A 22,982-nucleotide genomic window follows, 5' to 3' on the forward strand; every position below is an offset into this window, starting at 1 on the left:
GGGCCCCAAGCTAGGCGGGCATGCTGATCTATTAACGCACAGTCTGTCCGCCCCCCGGCGTCCCGCCGTTCGTTCGGTGGCGGGAGACTGGCCGGGTGAGTTCCGACCATTACTTCTCCGCCGAGCCGGACGCGCCGCTGAAGCGGGGCGAGATCGAGTTCAGCGTCGCCGGCAAGGACTACCGGCTCGCCGTCGCGTCCGGTGTCTTCTCGGCCGGGCGGCTGGACCCCGGCACCGCCGTGCTGCTGCGCAAGGCCGGCCTGCCGACCGTCACCTTCGAGGGCACGATGCTCGACCTCGGCTGCGGGTACGGCCCGATCGCCTGTGTGCTCGCGACCGAGGCGCCGGCGGCGACGGTCTACGCGGTGGACGTGAACTCCCGCGCGCGTGAGCTGACGGCGGAGAACGCCAAGGGCAAGCGGGTCACGGTGGCGAGCCCGGAGGAGGTTCCGGACGACGTGACGTTCGATCAGATCTGGAGCAACCCGCCGACCCACGTCGGCAAGGCGGAGCTGCACGCCCTGATGGAACGCTGGCTGCCCCGGCTCGCCCCGGACGGCGTCGCCTGGCTGGTGATCAACCGGAACCTGGGCGGTGATTCGCTGCACACCTGGCTCATCGGGCTCGGCTGGCAGGTGGAGCGTATCGCCAGCCAGCGCGGGTTCCGGGTCTTGAAGGTCACCGGAAAATCGGCTGACTGAGCCGTACCGGCCAGGGAGGATGCCGCCATGGGTTACGTGGATGTCGCCGGTGCCGGATTCGTGCTCCCCGATGGGCGGGAGCTCTTCTCCGACGTGTCGTTCCGGGTTGGCGAGGGTGCGAAGGTGGCACTCGTCGGTCCGAACGGGGCCGGCAAGACGACGCTGATGCGCATGGTCGCGGGGGACATCCCGACCCAGTCCGGCACGATCGCGCGGTCCGGCGGCCTCGGCGTGATGCGCCAGTTCATCGGGATGATCGGCGACGACCGCACCCTTGAGGATCTCGCCCTGTCCCTGGTGGCGCCGGCGCTCGGCGCGGCGGGCGAGCGAGTCCGCAAGGCGGCGGCGGCCCTCGACGACACCGAGAAGAGCCAGATCTCGTACGCGAACGCTCTGGCCCACTGGGGCGAGGTCGGCGGGTACGAGGCGGAGGTCCTGTTCGACACGGTGACCGTCTCGATCCTCGGCAAGCCGTGGGAGGAGGCGAAGGACCGGATCGTCCGCACCCTGTCCGGTGGCGAGCAGAAGCGGTTCGCCCTCGACCTGCTGTTCCGTGGCAACGACGAGGTGCTCCTGCTGGACGAGCCGGACAACTTCCTCGACGTCCCGGCGAAACGCTGGCTGGAACAGCGGATGCGCGAGTCGTCGAAGTCGGTGCTCTACGTCTCGCACGACCGGGAGTTGCTGGCGCAGACCGCGGACCGGGTGGTGGCGGTCGAGGGCGGCGGAGCGTGGACGCATCCGGCCGGTTTCGCTTCCTGGCACGAGGCTCGCGGCGACCGGCACGAGCGGATGGAGGAGCTGCGCCGCCGCTGGGACGAGGAGCACGAGAAACTCCGCGAGCTGGTCTTCACGCTGAAGAACAAGGCGGCCTTCAACGACGGGCTTGCCTCCCGTTATCAGGCGGCGCAGACCCGGCTCCGCAAGTTCGAGGAGGCGGGACCGCCGCCGCTGCCGCCGAAGGATCAGGCGGTCCGGATGAACCTGCGCGGTGGCCGTACCGGCAAGCGCTCGGTCATGTGCGAGCAGCTCGAACTGGAGAACCTGACGTTCCCGTTCGACCTGGAGATCTGGTACGGCGACCGGGTCGCCGTCCTCGGCGCGAACGGCACCGGCAAGTCGCACTTCCTGCGCCTGCTGGCGGCCGGCGGATCCGAACCCGACCTGGAGCACAAGCCGGTCGACGGCGCGCCGCTCACCCACGTGATGCACGACGGCAAGGTCCGCCTCGGCGCCCGGGTGCGGCCCGGTCACTTCTCGCAGACCCACGACCGTCCCGAGCTGATGCAGAAGACGCTCGTCGAGATCCTCTGGCGCGGCGACGAGCATCGGTCCGGCGTGGACCGGGCCGGTGCTATGAAGGCGCTGAACCGCTACGAGCTGGCGGCCCAGGGCGACCAGCGGTTCGGCACGCTCTCCGGAGGTCAGCAGGCGCGGTTCCTGGTGCTGCTCCTGGAGTTGTCCGGCGCGACCCTGCTGCTGCTCGACGAGCCGACCGACAACCTCGACCTGGCCTCGGCGGAAGCGCTGGAGGAGGGCCTGAAGGCGTTCGACGGCACGGTGATAGCCGTCACCCACGATCGCTGGTTCAGTCGTTCCTTTGATCGTTTCGTGCTGTTCAGGAGTGACGGCGAGGTCGTCGAGGTTCCCGAACCGGTCTGGGACGTCCGCTAGATTTCGATCTCACAGTCGGGTTAGGGTCCGACTAAGACACAACCCCACGGGAGTCCGGGCACCGGGCTGAGAGGGGGGCTGATGCGGCCCCCGACCGTCGAACCTGATCCGGGTCATGCCGGCGCAGGGAGGAGTGCTTCATGCACGGTTCTTCTTCGTTTCCCAGGCTCCACGTCATCACCGACTCGCTCGACGTCGTCCGCGGTGTCGCCGGGTTCGACGAGGTGGCCGTCCAGATCAGAGTCAAGTCGACCGACGCGATCGCGTTCGCGCTGACCGTCGCGGCACTGGAGATCCTCCGCCCTGCCGGCACGATGTGCCTGGTCAACGACCGGGTCGGGGTGGCGCTGGCGGCCGGCGCGGACGGCGTCCACCTCGGTGAGGACGACCTGCCGGTGGATGCGGCCCGGCGAGTGCTCGGCCCGGAGGCCGTGATCGGCGCGACCTGCCGGAATCCCACCGCCGCCCGGGCCGCCGTCGCCGCGGGAGCGAGCTATCTCGGCACCGGCCCGGCGTTCGCCACGTCCACGAAGGACGGGCTGCCACCACCGATCGGGCCGGCCGGTGTGGCCGCCGTCGTCGACGCGGTCCCGGGGATTCCGGTGCTGGCGATCGGCGGCATCACCGCCGACCGGGTGCCGGTCCTGCCGTCGCACGGTGTAGCCGCGGTCGGCGCGTTCGTCGCGGATCCGAAGCGCGCTGTCGCCGAGTTCCTCGAGGCGCTCGCATGAGGGTGGCTGTCGTCGGCGGCGGGATCATCGGCCTCGCCATCGGCCGTGAGCTGCTGCTCCATGGCGTCGACGTCACCGTCTACGACCCGTCGCCCGAGGGGACCGACGGCGCCTGGCACGTGGCGGCCGGGATGCTGGCGCCCGGTGGGGAGTCGGCGTTCGAGTTCCCGTATCTGGAGCCGCTGCTGGAGGCGTCGAACGAACTCTGGCCGACCTATGCCGAAAGGCTGGGGAATGTCGGTTACGACGACGCGGGCACACTGAGTGTGGCCCTGACCGCTGACGACCTCGCCGAGGCCAGGCGTGAGTGGGCGCATCAGAAGCTCACGGTGCTGACCGGTTCGCAGGCTCGTGACCTGGAACCGGCATTGTCGCCGAGGGTCAGGGCCGGCGCCTTCGCCGCGACCGAGCGCCAGGTTGATCCCCGCAAGGTGGTGGCGGCGCTCCGGCGAGAGCTGGCGGGCCGGATCGTCCACCGCCACGTATCCGATTTATCCGGAATAGAGGGACGAGTCGTGGTCGCGGCCGGCTGCGGCACCGCGGCCCTCACCGGTCTGCCCATCCGGCCGGTGAAAGGCCAGGTGCTGCGCCTGCGCGGTGAACCCGGCCTGCTGAAACACGTCATCGACGGCGCCGCCGACGGCCGGCACGTCTACCTCGTGCCCCGTGCCGACGGCGAGATCGTGGTCGGCGCGACCCAGGAGGAACGTTCCGACCGGGCGATCACCGCCGGGGGCGTCCACGACCTGCTGCGAGCCGCCCTCGACCTGGTGCCCGGCCTCGCCGAGCACGAGATCACCGAGTGGACCGTCGGGCACCGCCCCGGCACTCCGGACAACGCGCCGATCATCGGCGCCCTCGACGACCGGGTCATCGTCGCCGCCGGTCATCACCGCAACGGGGTGCTGCTCGCCCCGATCACCGCGCGGCTCGTGGCCGGCCTGGTGCTGACCGGGTCCGCGGATCCGCTGCTGGAAGCGTTCTCGCCTGGGAGGTTCGGATGCGCCTGACGATCAACGGCCGGGACCAGAGCCGGTCCGGAGCCTGCACGGTCGCGACCCTGGTGGCCGAGCTCATCGCCGCCCAGCGTGGGGTGGCGGTCGCGGTCAACGGAACCGTGGTGCCGCGCTCGACGTGGTCCGACGTCGACCTGACCGACGGCGACCGGGTCGAGGTGCTCACCGCGGCGCAGGGAGGCTGACGTGTCGTTCCTGCCGGAGAACGGACTGATCCTCGGCACCGGCGGCGCGCAGAGCCTGGCCGCTCTCGAGGAGGCGATCGAGGCGTCCGAGACGACGCTCGTCACGGTGGCGCTGCGCCGGGTCGACGCGGCCGGGCCGGGCCTGCTGCCGATGCTCGACCGCCTGGGTGTGCGGGTGCTGCCGAACACCGCGGGCTGCTACACGGCCGGTGACGCGGTGAAGACGGCGCAGATGGCGCGCGAGGCGTTCGAAACCGATCTGATCAAGCTCGAGGTGATCGGCGACGAGCGGACTCTGCTGCCGGACGGCGTGGAGTTGCTGATCGCCGCCGAGAAGCTGGTCGCGGACGGGTTCACGGTCCTGCCGTACACGACCGACGACCCGATCCTGGCCCGCCGCCTCGCCGACGCGGGTTGTGCCGCGGTGATGCCGGCCGGCTCACCGATCGGTTCCGGTCTGGGGATCTCCAATCCGCACCACATCGAGCTGATCCGGCAGAGCGTCGACGTGCCGGTGGTCCTGGACGCCGGCATCGGCACCGCCTCGGACGCGGCTCGCGCCATGGAACTCGGCTGCGACGCGGTGCTGGTCGCGAGCGCCATCACCCGGGCCGACGATCCGGCGGCGATGGCCTCGGCGATGCGGCACGCGGTGGCCGCCGGTCGTCTCGCCCGCGCGGCCGGTCGCATCCCACGCCGGTTCCACGCCCTCGCGTCCACTCAAGACGACGGCATCGCGCAATGGTGACGCCGGGCGGGCTCGTCGTACTCACCGATCGGCGGTCCGCCGCCGGGCCGCTGGAGGAAGTGGTCGCGGCGGCGATCCGCGGCGGCGCCGAGTGGGTCATCCTTCGAGAAAGAGATCTCTCGTACGCCGACCGCTCCGCTCTCGCCGACCGACTCCGCCGGATCATGCCCGCCGACCGATTGATCGTCGCGGGGCCGGACCCGCTCGGCGGAGCAGCGGTCCACCTGTCGGCGGCCGATCCGATGCCGGCCGGGGTCCCGCTGGTCGGCCGCTCCTGGCACGGGACCGAACCGCTGTCCGATGTGGATTACGTGACCCTGTCGCCGATCCATCTCACCGCGACGAAGCCCGGCTACGGCCCGGCTCTCGGCCCGGCGGCCGCCGGCGCGATGGCCGGTCCGATGCCGTGGCTCGGCCTCGGCGGCGTCGACTCGGCCGCCCGGGCTGCCGCCTGTGCCGAAGCGGGCGCCGAGGGCATAGCCGTCCTCGGAGCCGTCATGCGAGCCGCCAACCCACGCCGCGTCGCAAGCGAACTGGCAGGCGCCTTCGCCGCCGCAAAACGCCAGGCCGCCGCCCGGGATCTCGAGGAGGCCCGGTGACGCCGCCGGTGGTGCTGACGATCGCTGGGTCGGATTCCGGTGGTGGTGCTGGGATTCAGGCTGATTTGAAGACGTTCGCGGCGCTCGGGGCGTTCGGCACGTCGGTGATCACGGCTATCACGGCGCAGAACACGCTCGGCGTCACCGCCATCCACGGTGTTCCGGCGGACGTCGTCGCGGCTCAGCTCGACGCGGTGCTCTCGGATCTGCCGGTGGCGGCCGTGAAGGTGGGCATGATCTCGGATCCGGCGGTCGCGAAGGTGATCGCGGCGCGGGCCGGTGACCTTCCGAACCTGGTGATCGACCCGGTGCTGGTAGCGACCGCGGGCAGCCGGCTCGGTGAGGCAGCGGTCGTCGCGGTGCTTCTGCCGTACGCCAAGGTCGTGACCCCCAATCGACACGAAGCCGGCGCCCTCCTCGGCAGGGTGATCGAGACGGCCGAGGAGATGGCCTCGGCGTCGGCCGAGCTTGCGGATCTTGGACCACGCGCTGTTGTGGTGACCGGAAGTGAGCTGGCCGTCGATGTGCTGCGGCACGACGGTGAGACGACGCTGCTGCGTGGCGAGCCGGTGGACACCCGGAACAACCACGGATCCGGCTGCACCTTCTCGTCGGCGATCGCGGTGCGGCTGGCGGCCGGCGATCCGGTGCCGGAGGCGGTCGCGGCGGCGAAGGAGTACGTGCGTCGCGGCCTGCGCGGCGGCAGCACCTGGCGACTCGGGGCGGGACCCGGGCCGCTCGATCACTTCGGCTGGGCCGTCTAGGTCCTCTTGGGTTCGGCGCTGGGCCGCTAACTGCCTCGTGCCGCCTGTTTGATCCACATTTGGGGAGGTATGGCCATGCGTCGTAAGGTCTATGTGGACGGTGTTCCGTTCACCGAAGTGGTGCTCTCGAACGACGAGCCGCCGGTGCGGCTCTACGACACCTCCGGCCCGGGCAGTGATCCGCTCGTCGGGCTGCCGCCGATGCGCCGGCCCTGGTGGACGGGGAAGACGCAGCTCGCGGCGGGGCGGGCCGGAATCGTCACGCCCGAGATGGAGTTCGTGGCGAAACGCGAAGGCGTCACCGCCGAGGTGGTGCGCGAGGAGATCGCCGCCGGGCGCGCGGTGCTGCCGGCGAACCGCAACCACCCCGAGTCCGAGCCCATGATCATCGGGTCGCGGTTCCTCGTGAAGGTCAACGCGAACATCGGCACCTCGGCCGTGACCTCGTCGGTCGCCGAGGAGGTGGAGAAGCTGACCTGGGCGACGCGGTGGGGCGCCGACACCGTGATGGACCTTTCGACAGGGCCGCGGATCCATGAGACGCGGGAGGCGATCGTACGGAACTCGCCCGTACCGATCGGAACCGTCCCGATCTATCAGGCCTTGGAGAAGGTCAACGGCGATCCGCTGAAGCTGACCTGGGAGCTGTTCCGGGAGACCGTCATCGAGCAGGCTGAACAAGGCGTGGATTACATGACGATCCACGCCGGGGTGCTCCTGGCATATGTGCCGCTCGCTGCCGAACGCGTGACCGGCATCGTCTCGCGCGGTGGGTCGATCATGGCGGCCTGGTGTCTCGCCGAGCACCGGGAGAACTTCCTCTACACCCACTTCCGGGAACTCTGCGAGATCTTCCGGGAGTACGACATCACGTTCTCGCTCGGCGACGGACTCCGGCCGGGATCGATCGCTGACGCCAACGACGAGGCGCAGTTCGCCGAGCTGCGGACCCTCGGCGAGTTGACGCACATCGCGTGGGAGTACGACGTACAGGTCATGGTCGAAGGTCCTGGCCACGTACCCATGCACAAGATCAAGGAAAATGTGGACCTCCAGCAGGAGCTGTGCTCGGGCGCGCCTTTCTACACCCTCGGTCCGCTGGCCACCGACATCGCGCCGGCCTACGACCACATCACGTCGGCCATCGGCGCCGCGATGATCGGCATGTTCGGCACGGCGATGCTCTGCTACGTCACCCCGAAAGAACACCTCGGCCTGCCCAACAAGGAGGACGTGAAGGCCGGGATGATCGCCTACAAGATCGCAGCGCACGCGGCTGACCTGGCGAAAGGCCACCCCGGCGCGCAGGAATGGGACGACGCGCTGTCCCGGGCCCGGTTCGACTTCCGCTGGGAGGACCAGTTCGAGCTGGCCCTCGACCCGGAGACGGCCCGCGCCTACCACGACGAGACGCTGCCGGCGGCGCCCGCGAAGACCGCCCACTTCTGCTCCATGTGCGGCCCGAAATTCTGCTCCATGAAGATCAGCCACGAGCTGCGGGCGGCCGGCATGAAAGCCAAGTCCTCGGAGTTCGTCGACGCGGGTGGCCGGGTCTATCTGCCGGTGGCGCCGTCCGCCTGATCCTTCTGGTGCTTCGGCAGGAAGTCGTAGATCGGTTCGTGGGGCGTCTCGGGTTCCGGGGCGCCCACCGACTGGTTGAGTTCGGCCAGGGTCTCCATGGCCTTGCGCTCGGCTTCCGGCTTGAGGCGGATCGGGCGTTGCAGGGGAGGCTTCCCGGCGTCCTCGGGATCTTGGACTTCTTCGGCTTTCGCGGCTTCTTCGGCTTTCTTGCGGGGGCGGCGGGCGCGCTTCCTGGGTTCTTCTTTCGGCGCTTCCTGGACCGCGGTCTCCCGCGGCTGCTCGACCGCCGCGGCGATCTCCTGCGTGGTGTCTGCGGGCGCGCTCGGTACGGGCTCCGGCTCCGTGGCAGCGATCCGGACCGCCGGAGTGGCGGCGGCCTGGGCCTGCGCAGGCTGAGCCGGTGCGATCTTGGATGCGGCGGCTCTCCGGGCGGGTGGCCTCCGAACCGGAGCCGGCTCAGGCGCCGGCGGTGTCTGTGGAGTCCCGGCCGGAACGATCCGGTACCGGTAGGTCACGCCGTCATCCCGGACGACGAAGTCGTCGGCGCCGTCCGGCCGGGTCCAGGTCAGAATCATCTGGCCGTACTTCTCGGCGAGCTTCACCAGCGCCGGAAAGCTGTCCACCACGACCACCGGTTTTCCCGGCGGACTGGGCATCGGTTCGACCGGAACCAGTAGGTGCGGGTACCGGCGCTCGATGTTGGCCCGGTTGTTGAGGGGGACGCTGCGCAACGCGGCGACCGCCACGATCACGGATCCGGCCACGGCCAGCAGGAGCAGGAACAACGCATGCTTGCGGGCCTGCGCCGCGGTGAGCAGGTCGTAACCGAAGGCGCCGATCTGCCGGTCTTTCACGACGGTGGCGCCAGCGCCGCTCGACTTGTTGACGACCAGACTTTCCGCGCCACCGGCCAGGTTCATCCCGAGCGCGCTGACCGACAGCGGCAGCTGGGCTTCGAAGGTCGTTCCGTCGTCGTGCTGCACGAGGGCGATGATGGTGGCCGTCAGCGCGCCGACCTCGGCCCCGATCGCCTCGGTCGCTGCTTTCGCGCGCTCGTCGAAGGCGTCCAGATCCAGTTGGACGTAGGCGTTGTAGAGCTTGGCGGTGAACGGGCTTGGCTGCGAGAGCCGCATGGTCGTGTGCCACCCGCTGGAGGTCGAGAGCCGGGCGCTCACCCCGATCCGGCCGGGATCGCCGCGGTAGGTCATCTGCAGGTCGACCAGGTCGACGACATTGCGGTAGATGGGTTCCGGTGAATAGACACGGGTGCCGTCGTAGGCGGCGGTCCGGGGCACCTTCGCCGAGTAGCTGAAGGTGATCGACTCTCCGGAGCCGGCGTTCGCCGCCACCGCCTCCTGTACCGGCCTCATCCAGCCGAGCACACCGAGCAGCACCCCGGCGACGGCTGCCAGCGCTGCCACAGCGGTGAGCACCCGGAACCCTGGGTGGAGGCGGGTGACGGCCTTGACAACGACCGCCGCGACAGCCCAGGAGCCGCCTTGGCCCGACATGTGCTTCACCCTCTTCTTCTGGCGGCCTCGAGGTATGTCCCGGCGATTTCGGATCTTGTGGGCTGTGCCGCCGCCGACGAAGAGGAAAGCCAGCGTTCCGATGCCGGTCGGGCTGAGCAGGGGTTGCAGCCAGGTACCCACCGTGGGGACGTGAAGGATGGCTCGGCCCAGCACCTCATCGCTGGTCGGCGTGTCCCGGTCGACGGATTGGTTGTTGTCTCCTTTGAAGACCCAGCCGGTCTGTGCGTCCCCGCCGATGATGCGGTGCAGCACCTTGGTGCGCCCACCGGCACCATAATATGCGGCGATCTGCCCCACTTCGTAGGAATCGGCTTTGCCGACGATCACAAGATCGCCGGCGTAGTAGACGGGGTTCATGCTGACGCCGTAGGTGACGACGTAAGAAATCCGGCCGGTGGTGACGGCCCAAGCGCCGATGGCCGCCATCACGAGGATGGCGGCCATGGCTAGACGTCGAGGTGACACGGAGTCCGGCGTTCCGTTCCAGGCCTGTCTTGGTGGAGTGCGGGCCTGGTGTTCTGTTCGGCTTGCCTCGACCGGATCTGACCGATCGAGCCGGTTGTTACGCCGGGGTGACGTCGATGGTCAGGGTGCCGACCGCGGTGTAGTAGCCGGTGGGGGTGGCGAGGTTCGTGCCCGCCGTGCACAGCGACTTATAGGTGGTGACCTGGACGGTCTGGCAGTAGTAGCCGGTGGGGAGCGTGGTGCCGCCGGCCGCGCCGTCAGTGGTGAGGGTCACGACCGAGCCGACCGGGGTGGCGGAGTCGAAGGTCAGCTCGAAGGCGCTGATCCGGGTCGCCGCGTCCGTCTGGTTGGCCGTCGTCGCCTTGATGGAGCTCAGGGTCGCGCCGGTCACCGTGTTGGTGATCTTGCCGCCGACGAAGGTGGTGGTACCCGGACCGGTCAGGCCACCGGCGGTGAAGGCCGTGCTGCCCGCCGCGACGACGCCCGCAACCGCCACGCCACCCAGAAGCTGCATCATGTTGCGCATATAGGTTTCTCCCCAAGGTCGGTAGCCCAGCCGGCCCAGTAGGCCCCGTGGCTTTGCGTCCCCGGCTTGCGCCGGGTTTGCTCTTTCGCCCCGAGCGGTTGCTCGCTGACGTCAGGCAAGTTCGGTCGGGGGGGCTGCCGGGCTAAGCGTTCGGGAGACCTTTTTCGGGGATTTCTTCGCCTTAGCGGGTGGGGGGTGCTAATGGGTAGCGGAGGGCTGGGAAAAACGGTCAGACGCGGAGCGGCGGCCATCCCGGGGACGGCCGCCGCGCGTACACAGGAATGGTTTAAAGCTTGTAGAACGTCACGTAGTGGTCCGGCGTGAAGTAGGCGACCCGGGTACTGCGGTTCACGACGATGCGGTAGGCGTCCCGGGAAGCGCCCCGGGCGCGGGAGTAGACGTCGTATTCGCTGTAGGTGGCCGAGGGTAGCTGGCCCTCGCGGTTGTAGAACGTGCCGCCCGTGTAGTTGTAGTTGCCGTACGGCCAGGCGTACCAGCCCGCGGACGTCGGCCAGCCGAGGGACTGCCAGCCGGTGAAGGCGGTACGCGCGGCCGAGCAGCGGCTGATGGTGCAGCTGTTGTAGACGGCCGCCTGGGCCGCGTCGGTGCTCGTCGGCGCAACCACCGCTGGGGCGGTCAGGGCGGTGCCGGCGAGGCCGACGACCAGGGCCAGGCCGGCGAGGAAACGGCCGAATCGGGACAGCGGGCGGGCTTGCCGGTCAGTGATCATGATCGGACTCCGATGCCGTGGGGAAAAGACCCGGACATCGACAATCGTCACTACTGAGCCGGGATTGCGGTACCTCCCGGTCCGATCATTTCATCGGTGTTCGCGGACGCTTCACGCGCCGCCGAGGCCGTTCACCCAATCGACGTACTCGGACTCCTGGCGGCCACCGCGCTGCGGCGGCGGGCCGCTGATCGAGGTCGGCTCGACTACCGGCGGGCGCGCGGCGACGCCCGGGTGCTCGGCGGTGTCGATGCCGGTCCGGGGTGCCGGAGTGCCGGTGGCGAAACCGTCGAACGAGGCGGCTGGGGACGCCGGTGGGTTCTCCGGTGCGGACCGCCGGGAGCGCCAGCCACGGCGCTGGCCGGACGCGGCCTCCTGCTGACCGGAGAAGCGAGGGGCCGGTTCCTGCTGCTGACCGGGGGAGAAGCGGCCGGGCTGCTGCGGAGGGCCGGCGGGCGGGTAGGGCGCGATGGTCGGGTTCGCGGCGGTCGGCTGCGAGGCGAACTGCGGATGAGCGGCCTGCGGATGAGCGGCCTGCTGGGGAGTTGCCTGGTGGGCGGCCGCCTGCGGTGCGCCGGTCTGCGGCGTCTGGCCGAACGGCGAGCCGGTCCCGGAGGTGAAGGGCGAGTTCGGCATGTTGGCCGGCGCCTGGTTGGCCAGGTCGGCGAGGGGGTGCGGGCGGTCCTGGGCCGGGATCACGCCGGTGTCCGAGGGGCGCAGCTGGTGGTCCGGGCGCTGGGCGGCGGCGGCCGCGACGGCGGCGATGGCCGGTCCGGCGGGGACGGCGTCGCGGCGGGGAAGCGGCGACGCGTCGGCTCCTGGTCCGGCGAAGGCGTCGCTCCTGGCGGGGGTGTCACTCCTGGAGGGGGTGTCGCTCCCGGCGGCGGAAGCAGGGGCAGAGGCGGAGGCCGGGGCTCCTCGCACGATGACGGCGAGGACCGAGCCGAGCACGCCGGCGCCACTGGCGATCATGGCGGCCCAGTAGGGGCTGAGAGCGAAACCGGTATCCGATCCCGGGCCGGCGATCAGATAGGCCGCGGTCAGCAGGGCCGGGCCGGCCAGGCCGGTGAGGGCGACGGCGGCGGTCGAGAGGCGCCGGCCGCGGGCGACCCAGCCGAGGATCAGGCCGGAGAAGACCGCGAGCACCGGCATGGTGAGGAACTCGGTGAGGTCGGTGAGTGAGGCCGGGATGAGGCTGCCGCCGAGCACGCCGAGGCGGACGTCGCCGGGGGTGCGGCCGGGCAGCAGCGACGGCGCGATCGAGATCAGCGCGACGATCCAGGCCAGGACGGTCAGGGTGGCGAGGCTCCAGCGGGCGACCGCCTTCGCGGCGGCGGCCCAGGCGGCGAAGATGCCGACGGCGGCGCCGAGGCCCGCGCACACACCGATCACGAAGACCGGGTTGACGCCGGCAACCTGCGCGGATCGGGCCGGCTGCATGGTCAGCGGGAGCACCACGAGGGCGCCGAGTCCGGCGGCGAGGCCTACGCCGAGTGCTCCGCCCGTACCGATGGGGTGGGGGAGCCATCGGGGGCGGAAGCCGGTGCCGATGATGGCGCCGATCGCTGCCGCTGTCATCGCGAACCAGGCGACCCAAGCCAGTTGGGATGTCCATAGGTCACTCGCAGTGACGTCGAGATCCCGGTCGAGGCGCACCATGCCGAGCCCGTAGGCGAGGCCGAGCTGACCTGCGCCGACCACCGCTGCCGCGCCGGTCGTCGTGGCCAGTAGCTTCACCCAGCTCCGAATTGCCATGCCGCGCACGTTACGGAATGTTCCGGGTGACGCGCCAGTCCGGGGCCCGCTTATTAAGACACCCTAAAGTCTGGATCATCAGCATCGATCTGTGTCACTATGTGTGCCGTCACCGACGGTGATCGCGGGACGACGTACGGGTTGGTTGCCACACGTGCTGTCCGCAGTGGACACTATGGCGCGCCGGACAACGTGTCCGTCGCGTCGTGTCGATCCTTGCGAACGTGAGACCCTCGCGAGGTCACGGGACGGAAATCCCAGTGGCTGGAACAGTGACGGTGAATTCACGGAAGGTCGCGGGTGAGGCATTCGCGCACGTCAAACAGGACGGCAATGCCTCAGTACGCCCGCACGCGCGATTTTCCACCGGACAGCCGAGGATTTTCCGGGAGGTTCCACCCTTCCCAAAAGGTCGGCCGTTCTGGTGAAATCGCCGCCGTGCCGAATTCGGCGCGGGCTTTGCTGCGGGCACCGGACGGGGCCGGACCGCGGCCCCTGGTGCGCCGGCGGTCCTGCCGGAGTCGAGCGGGGACGACCACGAAGGAGATGTCGTGAGCACGGGATCCTCGGCCCAGGCTGCACGACGCGGTGGCCTTCCGTGGCTGCGGGACGCGCGCATGCGCGCCAAGCTGGCTGCCCTGATCTTCATTCCGCTCACCGCGGTGCTGGTCCTCGCGACCGTGCGTCTCACCGAGGTCGGTGAGCGCGCGAGCGACACCGGGCGGGTCGCCGACCTCACGACGCTCGGCACGAACCTGTCCCGGCTGACCGGGCTGGTGCACGACGAGCGGATGGCCGCGCTCGCCTACCTGGCCGTCCCGGGCGCCGCCGACACCGGATACCGCGAGGCGATCAAGGCGGTGGACGCGCAGACGCAGGCCGTCCGGGCCGTCCGCGCCGAGATCGACGGGATCCCCGCGGTGGCCGCCGACCGCCTCACCGCCGCCGACGTCGTCCTCGGCAAACTGCCGGGTATCCGCAGCGCCGTCAGCGAACGTGCCGGACAGGTGCCCGAGGTCGCCCAGCAGTACGGCGACGTGCTCACCGGCATGACCGGTTTCGACAACGCGGTGAGCCGCGCCGCCGACCCCGGTCCGGTGGCCGACGGACTGCGGACGCTGGCGGCCTTCGACAGGATCGAGGCGGCAGCGGCCCAGCAGGCCGCGGTGACGTTCGCCGCCCGTACATCCGGGGGATTGAACGCCGCACGGCAGCAAGCGATCATCGCGACCCGAGCCACCCGCCAGGACGCGCTGACCGACCTCCGGTCGGTCGCGACCGCACCACAGATCGCCCTGGTCGAAGCGGTCACCTCGGACGACGCCGTGACCCGGGCCGATGCCCTCGCCACCCAGCCCGCGACGCTCGCCGGCACCGCGCCGAACGACCTGGTCGACGCCTTCGGCACCGTCACCCAGCTGCTGCGCGCGGCCGACGCCCAGCTCGGCGAGCAGGTCGTGGCCGCCGCCGAGGAAAGCAGCTCGGACAGCACCCAGCGCGCCACGATCGAGTTCGTCCTGGTCCTGATCGTGCTGATCCTCGCGGTCGCGGTCGCGATCTACCTGGGCCGCTCGATGCATCTCTCGGTGCGCCGCCTCCGGGAGGGCGCACTCGCGGTGGCCAACCGGGATCTTCCCGAGGCAGTGACTCGTTTGCAGGATGTGGAGAATCTGGGCGAGGGCGGCGTCGACCGGATCGTCGCACAGACCCGGGACCCGATCCGGGTCACCGAGGACGACGAGTTCGGGCAGGTCGCCGAGGCCTTCAACATGGTCCACCGGGAGGCCATCCGGGTGGCCGCCGAGCAGGCCGCGCTCCGGACCAGCGTCTCCACCATGTTCCTGAGCCTGGCCCGGCGCAGCCAGACGCTCGTCGACCGGATGATCGGCGAACTCGACCAAATCGAACGGATGGAGGAGGACCCGAAGCGGCTGGCCCGCCTCTTCGAACTCGACCACCTCGCCACCCGGATGCGCCGCAACGACGAGAACCTGCTGGTCCTGGCCGGCGCCGAGGTGGGAGCGCCGCGCCGTGAGGACGCGCTGCTGATCGACGCGATCCGGGCCGCGCAGTCCGAAGTGGAGCTGTACCACCGGGTCGAGTTCGGTTCGATCGACACCGACGTCCTGGTCACCGCGGCCGCGGTCAACGATGTCGTACGCCTGATCGCCGAACTCCTGGACAACGCCACCCGGTTCTCCCCGCCGTCGACGGTCGTCATGGCACACGGCAGCCGGGTCGGCGATCACGCCGTGGTCTTCGTCGAGGACCGCGGTCTCGGCATCTCCGCCGACCAGATGGACCAGATCAACCGCCGGCTGCACGAGCCGTCCGAGGTGGACGTGGGCTCGTTCCGCCTGATGGGTTTCGCGGTGATCGGCCGGCTCGCGGCCCGGCACGGGATCGTCGTCGACGTACGCCCCGGCAGCGAGGGCGGCACGATCGCCGAGATCACCCTGCCGGCCGACGTGGTGGTGCTGCCCGGCATGCCCGCGACGCCGCCGAACAGGGCCGCCAGCTGGACCAGGCCGGGTCCGCCGCCGCACGCCCTGGACGGCGTCCCGCGTACCGCTCCCGGTCTGCCGCCCCGCACCGAGGTCCGGCCGCCGGTCCGCTCGGCGCCGATGCCGGCCGAGCCGCTGTTCCGGCAGGCGGTCTCGCTCGGCGGGCCGGTGTCCGACCTGGACCTCGCGCCGACACCGGACCGGCCGAGGTTGCCGGCCCGGACCCCGCAGCCGGCCGCCCCCTCGGAGCCGTTCTCACCGTTCGCCCAGGCCGCGCCGCCTTCGCTGCCGCAACCGGCCCCTGCCGAGCAGCCGGACCGGATTCAGCTGGAGATGCAGACCAACTGGTTCGACCGGCTCGCTGAGGAGCAGGCCCATCTCGGGATGCCGACGGCCGGTTATGCGCCGGCCCCGGTCTCGGTGCCGCCGATGACGAGCGCGCCGCCGATGACGAGCGCGCCCCCGATGACGAGCGCGCCTCCGGTCGTGAGTGCCCCGCCTGTGAGTGCTCAGCCTGTGAGCGTCCCGCCTGTGAGTGCGCCACCGCTGAGCCCGGCCGCCGCCTCCACGGTCCCCAAGCCGCGGCAGGCGCCCGACGACAGGTGGCGTACCACCGCCGACGACGGCTGGCAGCGAGCCATGGCCGCCGCGGTGCCGCAGGACGCCGGCACCACCCGTTCGGGCCTTCCCAAGCGGGTGCCGCAGGCACAACTGGTCCCCGGCGGGGTGCAGACCACCCCGCGGACCCAACATCGTCGCAATCCGGATGAGGTTCGAGGGCTGTTGTCCTCGTACCACCGTGGAGTGCAGCGAGGGCGGACGGACGGCGTTGCCGATTCCGCCGCGTCAGTTCCTAAGGAGAACGATCAGTGACCAGGCCCCCCACCATGCAGGACATGGGCTGGCTGCTCAGCAACTTCGTGGACAGCATCGCGGGCGTCGCGCACGTCGTCGCGGTCTCGGCGGACGGGCTGCTGCTCGCGTCGTCGCGTGACCTGCCGGCGGACCGCGCCGACCAGCTCGCCGCGATCACGTCGGGCGTCGTCAGCCTCACCGACGGCGCCTCGCGGATGTTCAACGCGGGAAAGGTGCAACAGACCATCATCGAAATGGATAGCGGTTATCTTTTCCTGATGTCCATCAGCGACGGTTCCTCGATGGCGGTCCTGGCGGCGCGCAGCTGCGACGTCGGCCAGGTCGGCTACGAGATGGCCCTGCTGGTGGAGCGTGTGGGCGCGGCATTGTCGCCGGCGCCGCGCGAGGCCGTCAGTTATTGACTTTCTCAGTGACGAGGTGACCGCGACATGACAGAGCCGCACGATCCCCGGGGCAACCTGGTGCGGCCGTACGCGGTCACCCGCGGCCGAACCGAGCCGATCCGGGACATCCCGATCGAAGCGGTCCTGGTGGCAAGCGTGGCGGCCGTTCAGGAAGCGCGGTTCGCCGGACATGACAAGTACCGACTCGCCGTGCTGTGCGAGCCGAAAGCACAGTCGCTCGCGGAACTCGCGGCGCTGACCCGGTTACCGCTGGGGGTGACCCGGGTGCTCGTGGCCGACATGGTCGCCGACGGGCTTCTTACGCTGCACAGTGCCGCTCCGCGAACGGGTTTCGCGGAGCGGATGGATCTTCTGGGAAGGGTGTTGGGTGGACTACGCAAGCTCTGAGGGGGCCGGAGCTCGTCCCACGGAGATCACCTCCGCGAAGATCGTGGTCGCCGGTGGATTCGGTGTGGGCAAGACGACGCTGGTCGGTGCCGTCTCCGAGATCGAGCCGCTGACCACGGAGGCCGTGATGACCACGGCCGGCGAGGGCATCGACGACGCGTCGAAGGTGCCCGGCAAGGGCTCGACCACGGTGGCGATGGACTTCGGCCGGATCACGATGGCGGAGGATCTGATCCTCTACCTGTTCGGAACTCCGGGCCAGACCCGTTTCTGGTTCATGTGGGACGAGTTGATCCGTGGAGCGGTCGGTGCGGCGGTGCTCGTGGATACTCGCCGGCTCACCGACGCGTTCGCGCCGCTCGACTACTTCGAGAATCGGCACCTGCCGTACCTGGTCGCGGTGAACTGCTTCGACAACGCGCCTCGGTACGAGCCGGAGGAGGTCCGTGAAGCGCTGGCCATTCCGAAGCGGGTGCCGCTGCTCATGTGTGACGCGCGGCATCGAGAGTCCGTCAAGGCCGTTCTGATCGGGGTGGTCGAGCATGCGATGGCGACCCTTGTGGCCGAGCACGAAGGCCACCCCGCCACGGTCGGCTAGATTTCCCGACGTCGTGCTGCGGACCGATCGGCTGGTCCTTCGTCCGCTGCGCGAGTCCGACGCCCCTGATGTGGTGGCCGGCGCCTGCGATCCGGTCACCCAGCAGTGGCTTCCGCTGCCGAGGCCCTACACGATCGAGCACGCCCGGGCCTTCGTGAATCGTCTGGCGCCCGGGCTGCACGCGATCGGCCACGGTGTGGTGCGCGCCATCGAGGTGGACGGCGCGTTCGCCGGCGTGATCGATCTGAAGCGGACCGACTGGGTAGCCCGGGTGACCGAAATGGGTTACTGGGCGATGCCCGAGTTCCGCGGCCGCGGCGTGATGACCGAGGCGACCGTCGCGCTGTCCCGGTGGGCGCTGGGCGACGCCGGTTTCGAGCGGGTCGAGCTCCGGATCGCACCCGGCAACATCGCTTCCAACCGCGTGGCGATCAAGTCCGGCTTCACCCGCGAAGGCGTCGCGCGCAGCGCCGGCTACGTCCACGGCAACCGCCTCGACCTGGTCATCTACAGCAAAATCATCCAAGATCTTTAAAGCGGATCGTCGGGCGGACGGTCACTGGGATCGCCGTGGGCGAGAGAGCGTCGCGGAAAGCCATGTCGCAGCGGGGTGGTGGGTACGGGCCGCTGCTCACGCCGAGGGCGCGGCGATGCTCGCTGGCCGCTGCGCGTCCAGACCGCGAGCGAGCGCCGCGCGACCTGCGTGAGCGGTTGCGCCCCTCTTCCTCTCAGTCCCGCTCAGACCGGTATCCGGTAGCCCCGCTTCACCACGGTCTGCACCACTCCCGGCACCGCCAATCCGGCTCGCAGCCGGGCCACCGCCATCTCGACGGCGTGCTCGTCGGCGCCGCGGGGGAGTGCCTGCAGCAGCGCGGCCCGGGAGAGCACCCGTCCGGGTGAGGTGGCCAGCTCGCGAAGCACCGCCATCGGGGCCGGCGCGAGGGGCCGCAACTCGCCGTCCACGATCGCCGCGTGACCGCGAAGGGTCAGCGAATGCCCGGCTACTTCCAGGCTGACCGCACGTTTCGGCAGCTCATCCACGATCGTCCGGACGAGGGAGCTGAGCCGCGCCCGCCCCGGCGTGACCACCGGGATGCCCTGGCGGCGCAGCGGGGCCGCGGTGACCGGTCCGACGCAGGCGGCCAGCACGTCGCCGCGGAGCGAGTCGAGCAGGGTGTCGGTGCCCGTACCAGCGGCCCGGAGCACCGCCTGCACCGCCGCGGCCGAGGTGAACGTGACGGCGTCCACCAGCTTCCCGATGATCAGATCGACGAGCCGGTGCAGTGGCGCCGGGTCGATCGGCGGCGCCCAGCGGTAGACCGGCACCTCGATCACCCGGGCGCCGGCGCGCTGGAGTGCCTCGGTGTACTCCGGCTGGCTCTCGCCGTGCAGCTGCAGCGCCACCGTGAGACCGGACAGGCCGCGCGCGGTCAGATGGTCGAGGACTTCTTCGTACCCCTCGCCCTCGGGTGTCCACTGATCATGCAGCCCGGCCGTGCGAACCGCGGCGCGTGCCTTCGGGCCGCGGGCCACCAGGTACGCCCGGGACAGCACCGTGCGAAGCGGGTCACCCAGACCCCAGCCCTCCGCCGCCTCCATCCAGCCGCGCATGCCGATCCCGGTGCTGACCAGGACGATGTCGGGCCGCTCGTCGAGGCAGGCCCGGGTGGCGGCGCGCAGCTCGGCGTCGTCGGCGATCGGCACGATCCGCAGGGCCGGGGCGAGCACGACGCGGGCGCCACGGGCTTCGAGGAGACCGGCGAGCTCGTCCTTGCGGCCGTCGGCGGTCACCCCGATCGTGTATCCGGAGAGTGCCGCCGCCGGTTCCGCCAGCGCAGCCGCGGTCAGCACCGGCCGCCGCGGGCCCGGGTTCCGGTCCGTCATCGGCGACCCGGGTAGAGAAGAAGGCCCGGCTCCGGCTCGCGAAGGCCCGGCTCCGGCTCGCGAAGGCCCGGCTCCGGCGAGCCAAGGCCCAGCCCTGGCGAGCGAAAGCCCGGTCCGGGCGAGCGAAAGTCCGGCCCGGGCGAGCGAAAGTCCAGCTCGGAGGTGAGAAGTCGCGGCGTGGCCGAACGGTCCACCGAAGGGCACGCTCGAAGCCCGCCGTCCTCAGCGTCGACCCGCTCCCATGTCACGCCTGCGTTCTTCGCCGTGCCTCCGTCCGGGGCACGCCGCGACTCCTCTTCGCCGAACCGGCGAACCGGCCCGGCGGACATCGCCAGGTCCGTCCTCAACCCTGGCGATGGTTCTTCCATGGTGCGCCCGAGGAAGCGGTATCGGCCAATCCCGTCCCGCGTCTCTGGGTGAACACCACCGTCGGCCATGACCGGAAGCGTGCCGGTGCCGAATTTCGGCAGAGCGTCCCATTTGTTTCAAGCCTGCTAAGTCAAGCTAGACTGGATCGGCGTACCCGCCTCCGGCGTGTCGGCAGCGCGGAGTATGCTTTCCACGTTTGGGGTTCCGCCAGGGCTGAGTGTCTGCAACCAGGATGCTCGCCGGTTCACCCGTGCCTTGACATAGGTGCCCTGATCACTGCCTGTTTTGACCACCCGCCGCACATCCGGGTAATATCGCCTGCTGTTGTGCGACTGTTGCGAGTGGTCCCTCTGCGGGGTCGCTTGGACGACATCGGAGTCTTGGACAGCTCGAGATTCGATGTGACCAGCGCGCTCCCCCAGACCGACGACGAGACAAGGTAATTCTGTGCGTACGTACAGCCCGAAGCCGGGTGAGATCGAGCGTCAGTGGCACATTATCGACGCTTCTGACGTCGTTCTGGGCCGCCTGGCCACTCACACCGCGAACCTCCTGCGTGGCAAGCACAAGCCCACGTTCGCCCCGCACGTCGACACCGGCGACTTCGTGGTCATCATCAACGCCGGCAAGGTCGCCCTGACCGGCAACAAGCGGCAGACCAAGGTCGCCTACCGTCACTCGGGTTACCCGGGTGGTCTGAAGCAGGTCGGCTACGAGGAGCTGCTCACCAAGCGCCCCGAGAAGGCGATCGAGCTGGCCGTCAAGGGCATGCTCCCGCACAACAAGCTGGCGCGGCAGATCATCAAGAAGCTGAAGGTGTACCCGGGCGCCGAGCACCCGCACGCCGCCCAGCAGCCGCAGCCGTTCGAGATCAAGCAGATCGCGCAGTGAGCGCGGGAGAAGGCAGCAGCATGACCGACATCACCGAGCCCGAGACCGTCGAGACGGTCGAGACGGTCGAGGAGCCCGCTGAGACGGTCGTCGTCGTCGAGACGCCGGCGCCGGCCCCGGTTCGCGCCCCGCGCCCCGGTGACCGTCCGCTCCAGACCGTCGGCCGCCGCAAGGAGGCCATCGTCCGGGTGCGCCTCGTGCCCGGCACCGGCAAGATCACCTGCAACGGCCGTGAGCTCGAGAACTACTTCCCGAGCAAGGTGAACCAGCAGCTCATCCGTGAGCCGCTCGTCACCACCGAGCGTGCCGAGCAGTTCGACGTCATCGCGAACCTGCGTGGCGGCGGCATCACCGGCCAGGCCGGTGCGCTGCGTCTCGCCATCGCCCGCGCCCTCATCGCGAACGAGCCGGACGACCGGCCCGCGCTGAAGAAGGCCGGCTTCCTGACCCGTGACGCCCGGGTCAAGGAGAGCAAGAAGTACGGTCTCAAGAAGGCCCGTAAGGCTCCGCAGTACTCGAAGCGCTGATTTTTGCGCCGCTTCTGACCGACGGTCGAGTGCACCCCTGATTCTCAGGGGCGTGCTCGGCCGTCGCTGCTTTTCTCCACACCCTCCCCAACCAGCCGTTCCGGTAATCGGAGAACGTCGTGCCCTAGGGCAGGCTGTCTTCACGTGTCACCGGCGAAAGGAAGCCGCCATGGGGCGTCTCTTCGGCACCGACGGCGTTCGCGGTCTCGCGAACGGCGATCTGCTCACCCCCGAACTTGCCCTCTCGGTCGCCGTGGCGGCCGCTCGGGTTCTGGTCGAGACCGATGGCAGCCACCAGCCGGTGGCGATAGTGGGGCGTGACCCCCGGGCCAGCGGCGAGATGCTGGAAGCGGCCGTCGTGGCCGGCCTGACCAGCGCGGGCGCGACCGTCGTCCGGGTCGGCGTCCTGCCCACGCCCGCTGTCGCGTACCTGGTGGCGGAGACGAACGCCGATCTCGGAGTGATGCTCTCGGCGTCGCACAACCCGATGCCGGACAACGGCATCAAGCTCTTCGCCGCCGGCGGCACGAAGCTGCCGGACGAGCTCGAGGCGCGCATCGAGGAGGCCGTCGCGGACGGGCACGGCCTGGTCGGGCGGCCCACCGGCGCCGGCATCGGGCGGGTGCACGACCTGCTGGACGGCGCCGAGCACTACATCAAGCATCTGATCGCCTCGATCTCGCAGCCGCTGGCCGGGATCAAGGTCGTGGTGGACTGCGCGAACGGCGCGGCCAGCGAGGTCGCCCCGATCGCCTACCGGGAGGCGGGCGCCGAGGTCATCGCGATCCACGCCGAGCCGGACGGTCTCAACATCAACGAGGAGTGTGGCTCGACGCACCTCGACAAGGTCCGCGACGCGGTCCTCCGCGAGGGCGCCGACCTGGGCCTGGCCCACGACGGCGACGCCGACCGCTGCCTCGCGGTCACCGCGACCGGCGAGGTCGTCGACGGCGACCAGATCATGGCGATCCTGGCGCTGGCCATGCGCGACGCCGGCACGCTCACCGACGACACCCTGGTCGCCACGGTGATGAGCAACCTCGGTCTGCGGATCGCGATGAAGCAGTCCGGCATCCGGCTGCTGGAGACCAAGGTCGGCGACCGCTACGTGCTGGAGGAGCTGCAGAACGGCGGCCTCGCGCTCGGCGGCGAGCAGAGCGGGCACATCGTCATGCCGGCGTTCGCCACCACCGGCGACGGCGTGCTGACCGGCCTGCACCTGATGGCGCAGATCGCGGCGACCGGCAAGTCGCTCGCCGACCTGGCGGCAGTGGTGCACAAGCTGCCGCAGGTGCTGATCAACGTGCGGGTCGGTGACCGGGACGCCGGAGCGGCAGCGCCGACGGTGCAGGCCGCGGTCGCGCTCGCCGAGGCCGACCTGGGTGAGACCGGCCGGGTGCTGCTGCGCCCGTCCGGCACCGAGCCGCTGGTCCGGGTGATGGTCGAGGCCGCCACCGAGGAGAAGGCGCGCAGCGTGGCCGAGCGGATCGCCGACGAGGTCCGGGCCGCCAGCCCGGCCTGACGTTCGCAGAAGG

Annotated in this window: 22 protein-coding genes and 2 riboswitches; of the genes, 17 read left to right on the forward strand and 5 right to left on the reverse strand. The window is 70.3% G+C overall.

Annotated features, from left to right (window positions below):
• The first annotated feature begins 95 nt into the window (after nt 1-95).
• The 9 genes from EP757_RS13615 (at nt 96) to thiC (ending at nt 7,999) form a co-directional block, all read left to right on the forward strand.
• Nucleotides 96-701: a class I SAM-dependent methyltransferase gene (locus EP757_RS13615; RefSeq protein WP_127545829.1), complete on the forward strand. Its 606-nt coding sequence runs from the start codon at nt 96-98 to the stop codon at nt 699-701.
• A 27-nt stretch (nt 702-728) separates the two neighbouring features.
• A complete protein-coding gene (locus EP757_RS13620; protein WP_127545832.1) occupies nt 729-2,375 on the forward strand; it encodes an ABC-F family ATP-binding cassette domain-containing protein in 1,647 nt (548 codons plus the stop codon).
• A 36-nt stretch (nt 2,376-2,411) separates the two neighbouring features.
• Nucleotides 2,412-2,522, forward strand: a riboswitch (TPP riboswitch).
• Nucleotides 2,516-3,106, forward strand: a complete 591-nt coding sequence (locus tag EP757_RS13625) for a thiamine phosphate synthase (RefSeq protein WP_127545835.1) — start codon at nt 2,516-2,518, stop codon at nt 3,104-3,106. It overlaps the preceding riboswitch by 7 nt.
• Nucleotides 3,103-4,116, forward strand: a complete 1,014-nt coding sequence (thiO, locus tag EP757_RS13630; RefSeq protein WP_127545838.1) for a glycine oxidase ThiO — start codon at nt 3,103-3,105, stop codon at nt 4,114-4,116. The genes EP757_RS13625 and thiO overlap by 4 nt, the downstream gene beginning before the upstream one ends.
• Entirely contained in the window at nt 4,107-4,307 is a 201-nt protein-coding gene (gene thiS, locus EP757_RS13635; protein WP_127545840.1) for a sulfur carrier protein ThiS, read from the forward strand. Before thiO ends, thiS begins: the two co-directional genes overlap by 10 nt.
• Nucleotide 4,308: 1 nt before the next feature.
• Nucleotides 4,309-5,055, forward strand: a complete 747-nt coding sequence (locus EP757_RS13640; RefSeq protein ID WP_127545843.1) for a thiazole synthase — start codon at nt 4,309-4,311, stop codon at nt 5,053-5,055.
• On the forward strand, nt 5,049-5,654 hold the full coding sequence (locus EP757_RS13645; RefSeq protein ID WP_127545846.1) for a thiamine phosphate synthase: 606 nt from the start codon (nt 5,049-5,051) through the stop codon (nt 5,652-5,654). Before EP757_RS13640 ends, EP757_RS13645 begins: the two co-directional genes overlap by 7 nt.
• The gene (thiD, locus tag EP757_RS13650; protein ID WP_127545849.1) at nt 5,651-6,418 is read left to right on the forward strand and encodes a bifunctional hydroxymethylpyrimidine kinase/phosphomethylpyrimidine kinase; all 768 of its coding nucleotides are present in this window, start codon (nt 5,651-5,653) and stop codon (nt 6,416-6,418) included. Before EP757_RS13645 ends, thiD begins: the two co-directional genes overlap by 4 nt.
• Nucleotides 6,419-6,487: 69 nt before the next feature.
• The gene (thiC, locus tag EP757_RS13655; RefSeq protein WP_174262387.1) at nt 6,488-7,999 is read left to right on the forward strand and encodes a phosphomethylpyrimidine synthase ThiC; all 1,512 of its coding nucleotides are present in this window, start codon (nt 6,488-6,490) and stop codon (nt 7,997-7,999) included.
• Here the strand turns inward: thiC and EP757_RS13660 are convergent.
• From EP757_RS13660 to EP757_RS13675, 4 genes are all read right to left on the reverse strand, one after another.
• Nucleotides 7,972-9,975: a DUF5305 family protein gene (locus tag EP757_RS13660; protein ID WP_127545856.1), complete on the reverse strand. Its 2,004-nt coding sequence runs from the start codon at nt 9,973-9,975 to the stop codon at nt 7,972-7,974. The genes thiC and EP757_RS13660 overlap by 28 nt on opposite strands.
• A 118-nt stretch (nt 9,976-10,093) precedes the next feature.
• Complete coding sequence (locus EP757_RS13665; RefSeq protein WP_127545859.1) at nt 10,094-10,513, reverse strand: hypothetical protein; 420 nt, start codon at nt 10,511-10,513, stop codon at nt 10,094-10,096.
• Between the two features lie 26 nt (nt 10,514-10,539).
• Nucleotides 10,540-10,614: riboswitch (cyclic di-GMP riboswitch) on the reverse strand.
• 194 nt (nt 10,615-10,808) lie between these two features.
• Nucleotides 10,809-11,252, reverse strand: coding sequence for a ribonuclease domain-containing protein (locus tag EP757_RS13670; RefSeq protein WP_127545862.1), 444 nt, complete (start codon nt 11,250-11,252; stop codon nt 10,809-10,811).
• A 111-nt stretch (nt 11,253-11,363) separates the two neighbouring features.
• Nucleotides 11,364-13,007, reverse strand: a complete 1,644-nt coding sequence (locus EP757_RS13675; protein WP_127545865.1) for a hypothetical protein — start codon at nt 13,005-13,007, stop codon at nt 11,364-11,366.
• A 551-nt stretch (nt 13,008-13,558) separates the two neighbouring features.
• Here EP757_RS13675 and EP757_RS13680 point away from each other — a divergent pair.
• From EP757_RS13680 to EP757_RS13700, 5 genes are read left to right on the forward strand one after another with little or no spacing between them, the layout of a single operon-like run.
• Nucleotides 13,559-16,384, forward strand: coding sequence for a sensor histidine kinase (locus EP757_RS13680; protein ID WP_127545868.1), 2,826 nt, complete (start codon nt 13,559-13,561; stop codon nt 16,382-16,384).
• Nucleotides 16,381-16,788: a roadblock/LC7 domain-containing protein gene (locus EP757_RS13685; protein ID WP_127545871.1), complete on the forward strand. Its 408-nt coding sequence runs from the start codon at nt 16,381-16,383 to the stop codon at nt 16,786-16,788. Before EP757_RS13680 ends, EP757_RS13685 begins: the two co-directional genes overlap by 4 nt.
• Nucleotides 16,789-16,815: 27 nt before the next feature.
• Nucleotides 16,816-17,178 (forward strand): DUF742 domain-containing protein, encoded by a 363-nt coding sequence (locus EP757_RS13690; protein WP_127545874.1) that lies wholly within the window; start codon nt 16,816-16,818, stop codon nt 17,176-17,178.
• Nucleotides 17,159-17,776 (forward strand): ATP/GTP-binding protein, encoded by a 618-nt coding sequence (locus EP757_RS13695; RefSeq protein ID WP_127545877.1) that lies wholly within the window; start codon nt 17,159-17,161, stop codon nt 17,774-17,776. Before EP757_RS13690 ends, EP757_RS13695 begins: the two co-directional genes overlap by 20 nt.
• A gap of 13 nt (nt 17,777-17,789) precedes the next feature.
• Entirely contained in the window at nt 17,790-18,311 is a 522-nt protein-coding gene (locus EP757_RS13700; protein ID WP_197725515.1) for a GNAT family N-acetyltransferase, read from the forward strand.
• 203 nt (nt 18,312-18,514) lie between these two features.
• Here the strand turns inward: EP757_RS13700 and EP757_RS13705 are convergent, their stop codons facing one another.
• Nucleotides 18,515-19,660, reverse strand: a complete 1,146-nt coding sequence (locus EP757_RS13705) for a uroporphyrinogen-III synthase (RefSeq protein WP_232050498.1) — start codon at nt 19,658-19,660, stop codon at nt 18,515-18,517.
• Nucleotides 19,661-20,476: 816 nt separating this feature from the next.
• On the opposite strand from EP757_RS13705, the gene rplM reads away from it, so the two are divergent.
• The 3 genes from rplM to glmM all read left to right on the forward strand — a co-directional run bounded on the left by rplM (nt 20,477) and on the right by glmM (nt 22,969).
• A complete protein-coding gene (gene rplM, locus EP757_RS13710; RefSeq protein ID WP_014440773.1) occupies nt 20,477-20,920 on the forward strand; it encodes a 50S ribosomal protein L13 in 444 nt (147 codons plus the stop codon).
• 20 nt (nt 20,921-20,940) lie between these two features.
• Nucleotides 20,941-21,447 carry a 30S ribosomal protein S9 gene (gene rpsI / locus EP757_RS13715; RefSeq protein WP_127545883.1) on the forward strand — a complete coding sequence of 169 codons (507 nt, stop codon included), beginning with the start codon at nt 20,941-20,943 and terminating at the stop codon, nt 21,445-21,447.
• A gap of 169 nt (nt 21,448-21,616) precedes the next feature.
• Entirely contained in the window at nt 21,617-22,969 is a 1,353-nt protein-coding gene (gene glmM / locus EP757_RS13720; protein WP_127545886.1) for a phosphoglucosamine mutase, read from the forward strand.
• Nucleotides 22,970-22,982 lie beyond the last annotated feature (13 nt).

Source organism: Actinoplanes sp. OR16 (assembly GCF_004001265.1).
Lineage (GTDB): Bacteria > Actinomycetota > Actinomycetes > Mycobacteriales > Micromonosporaceae > Actinoplanes.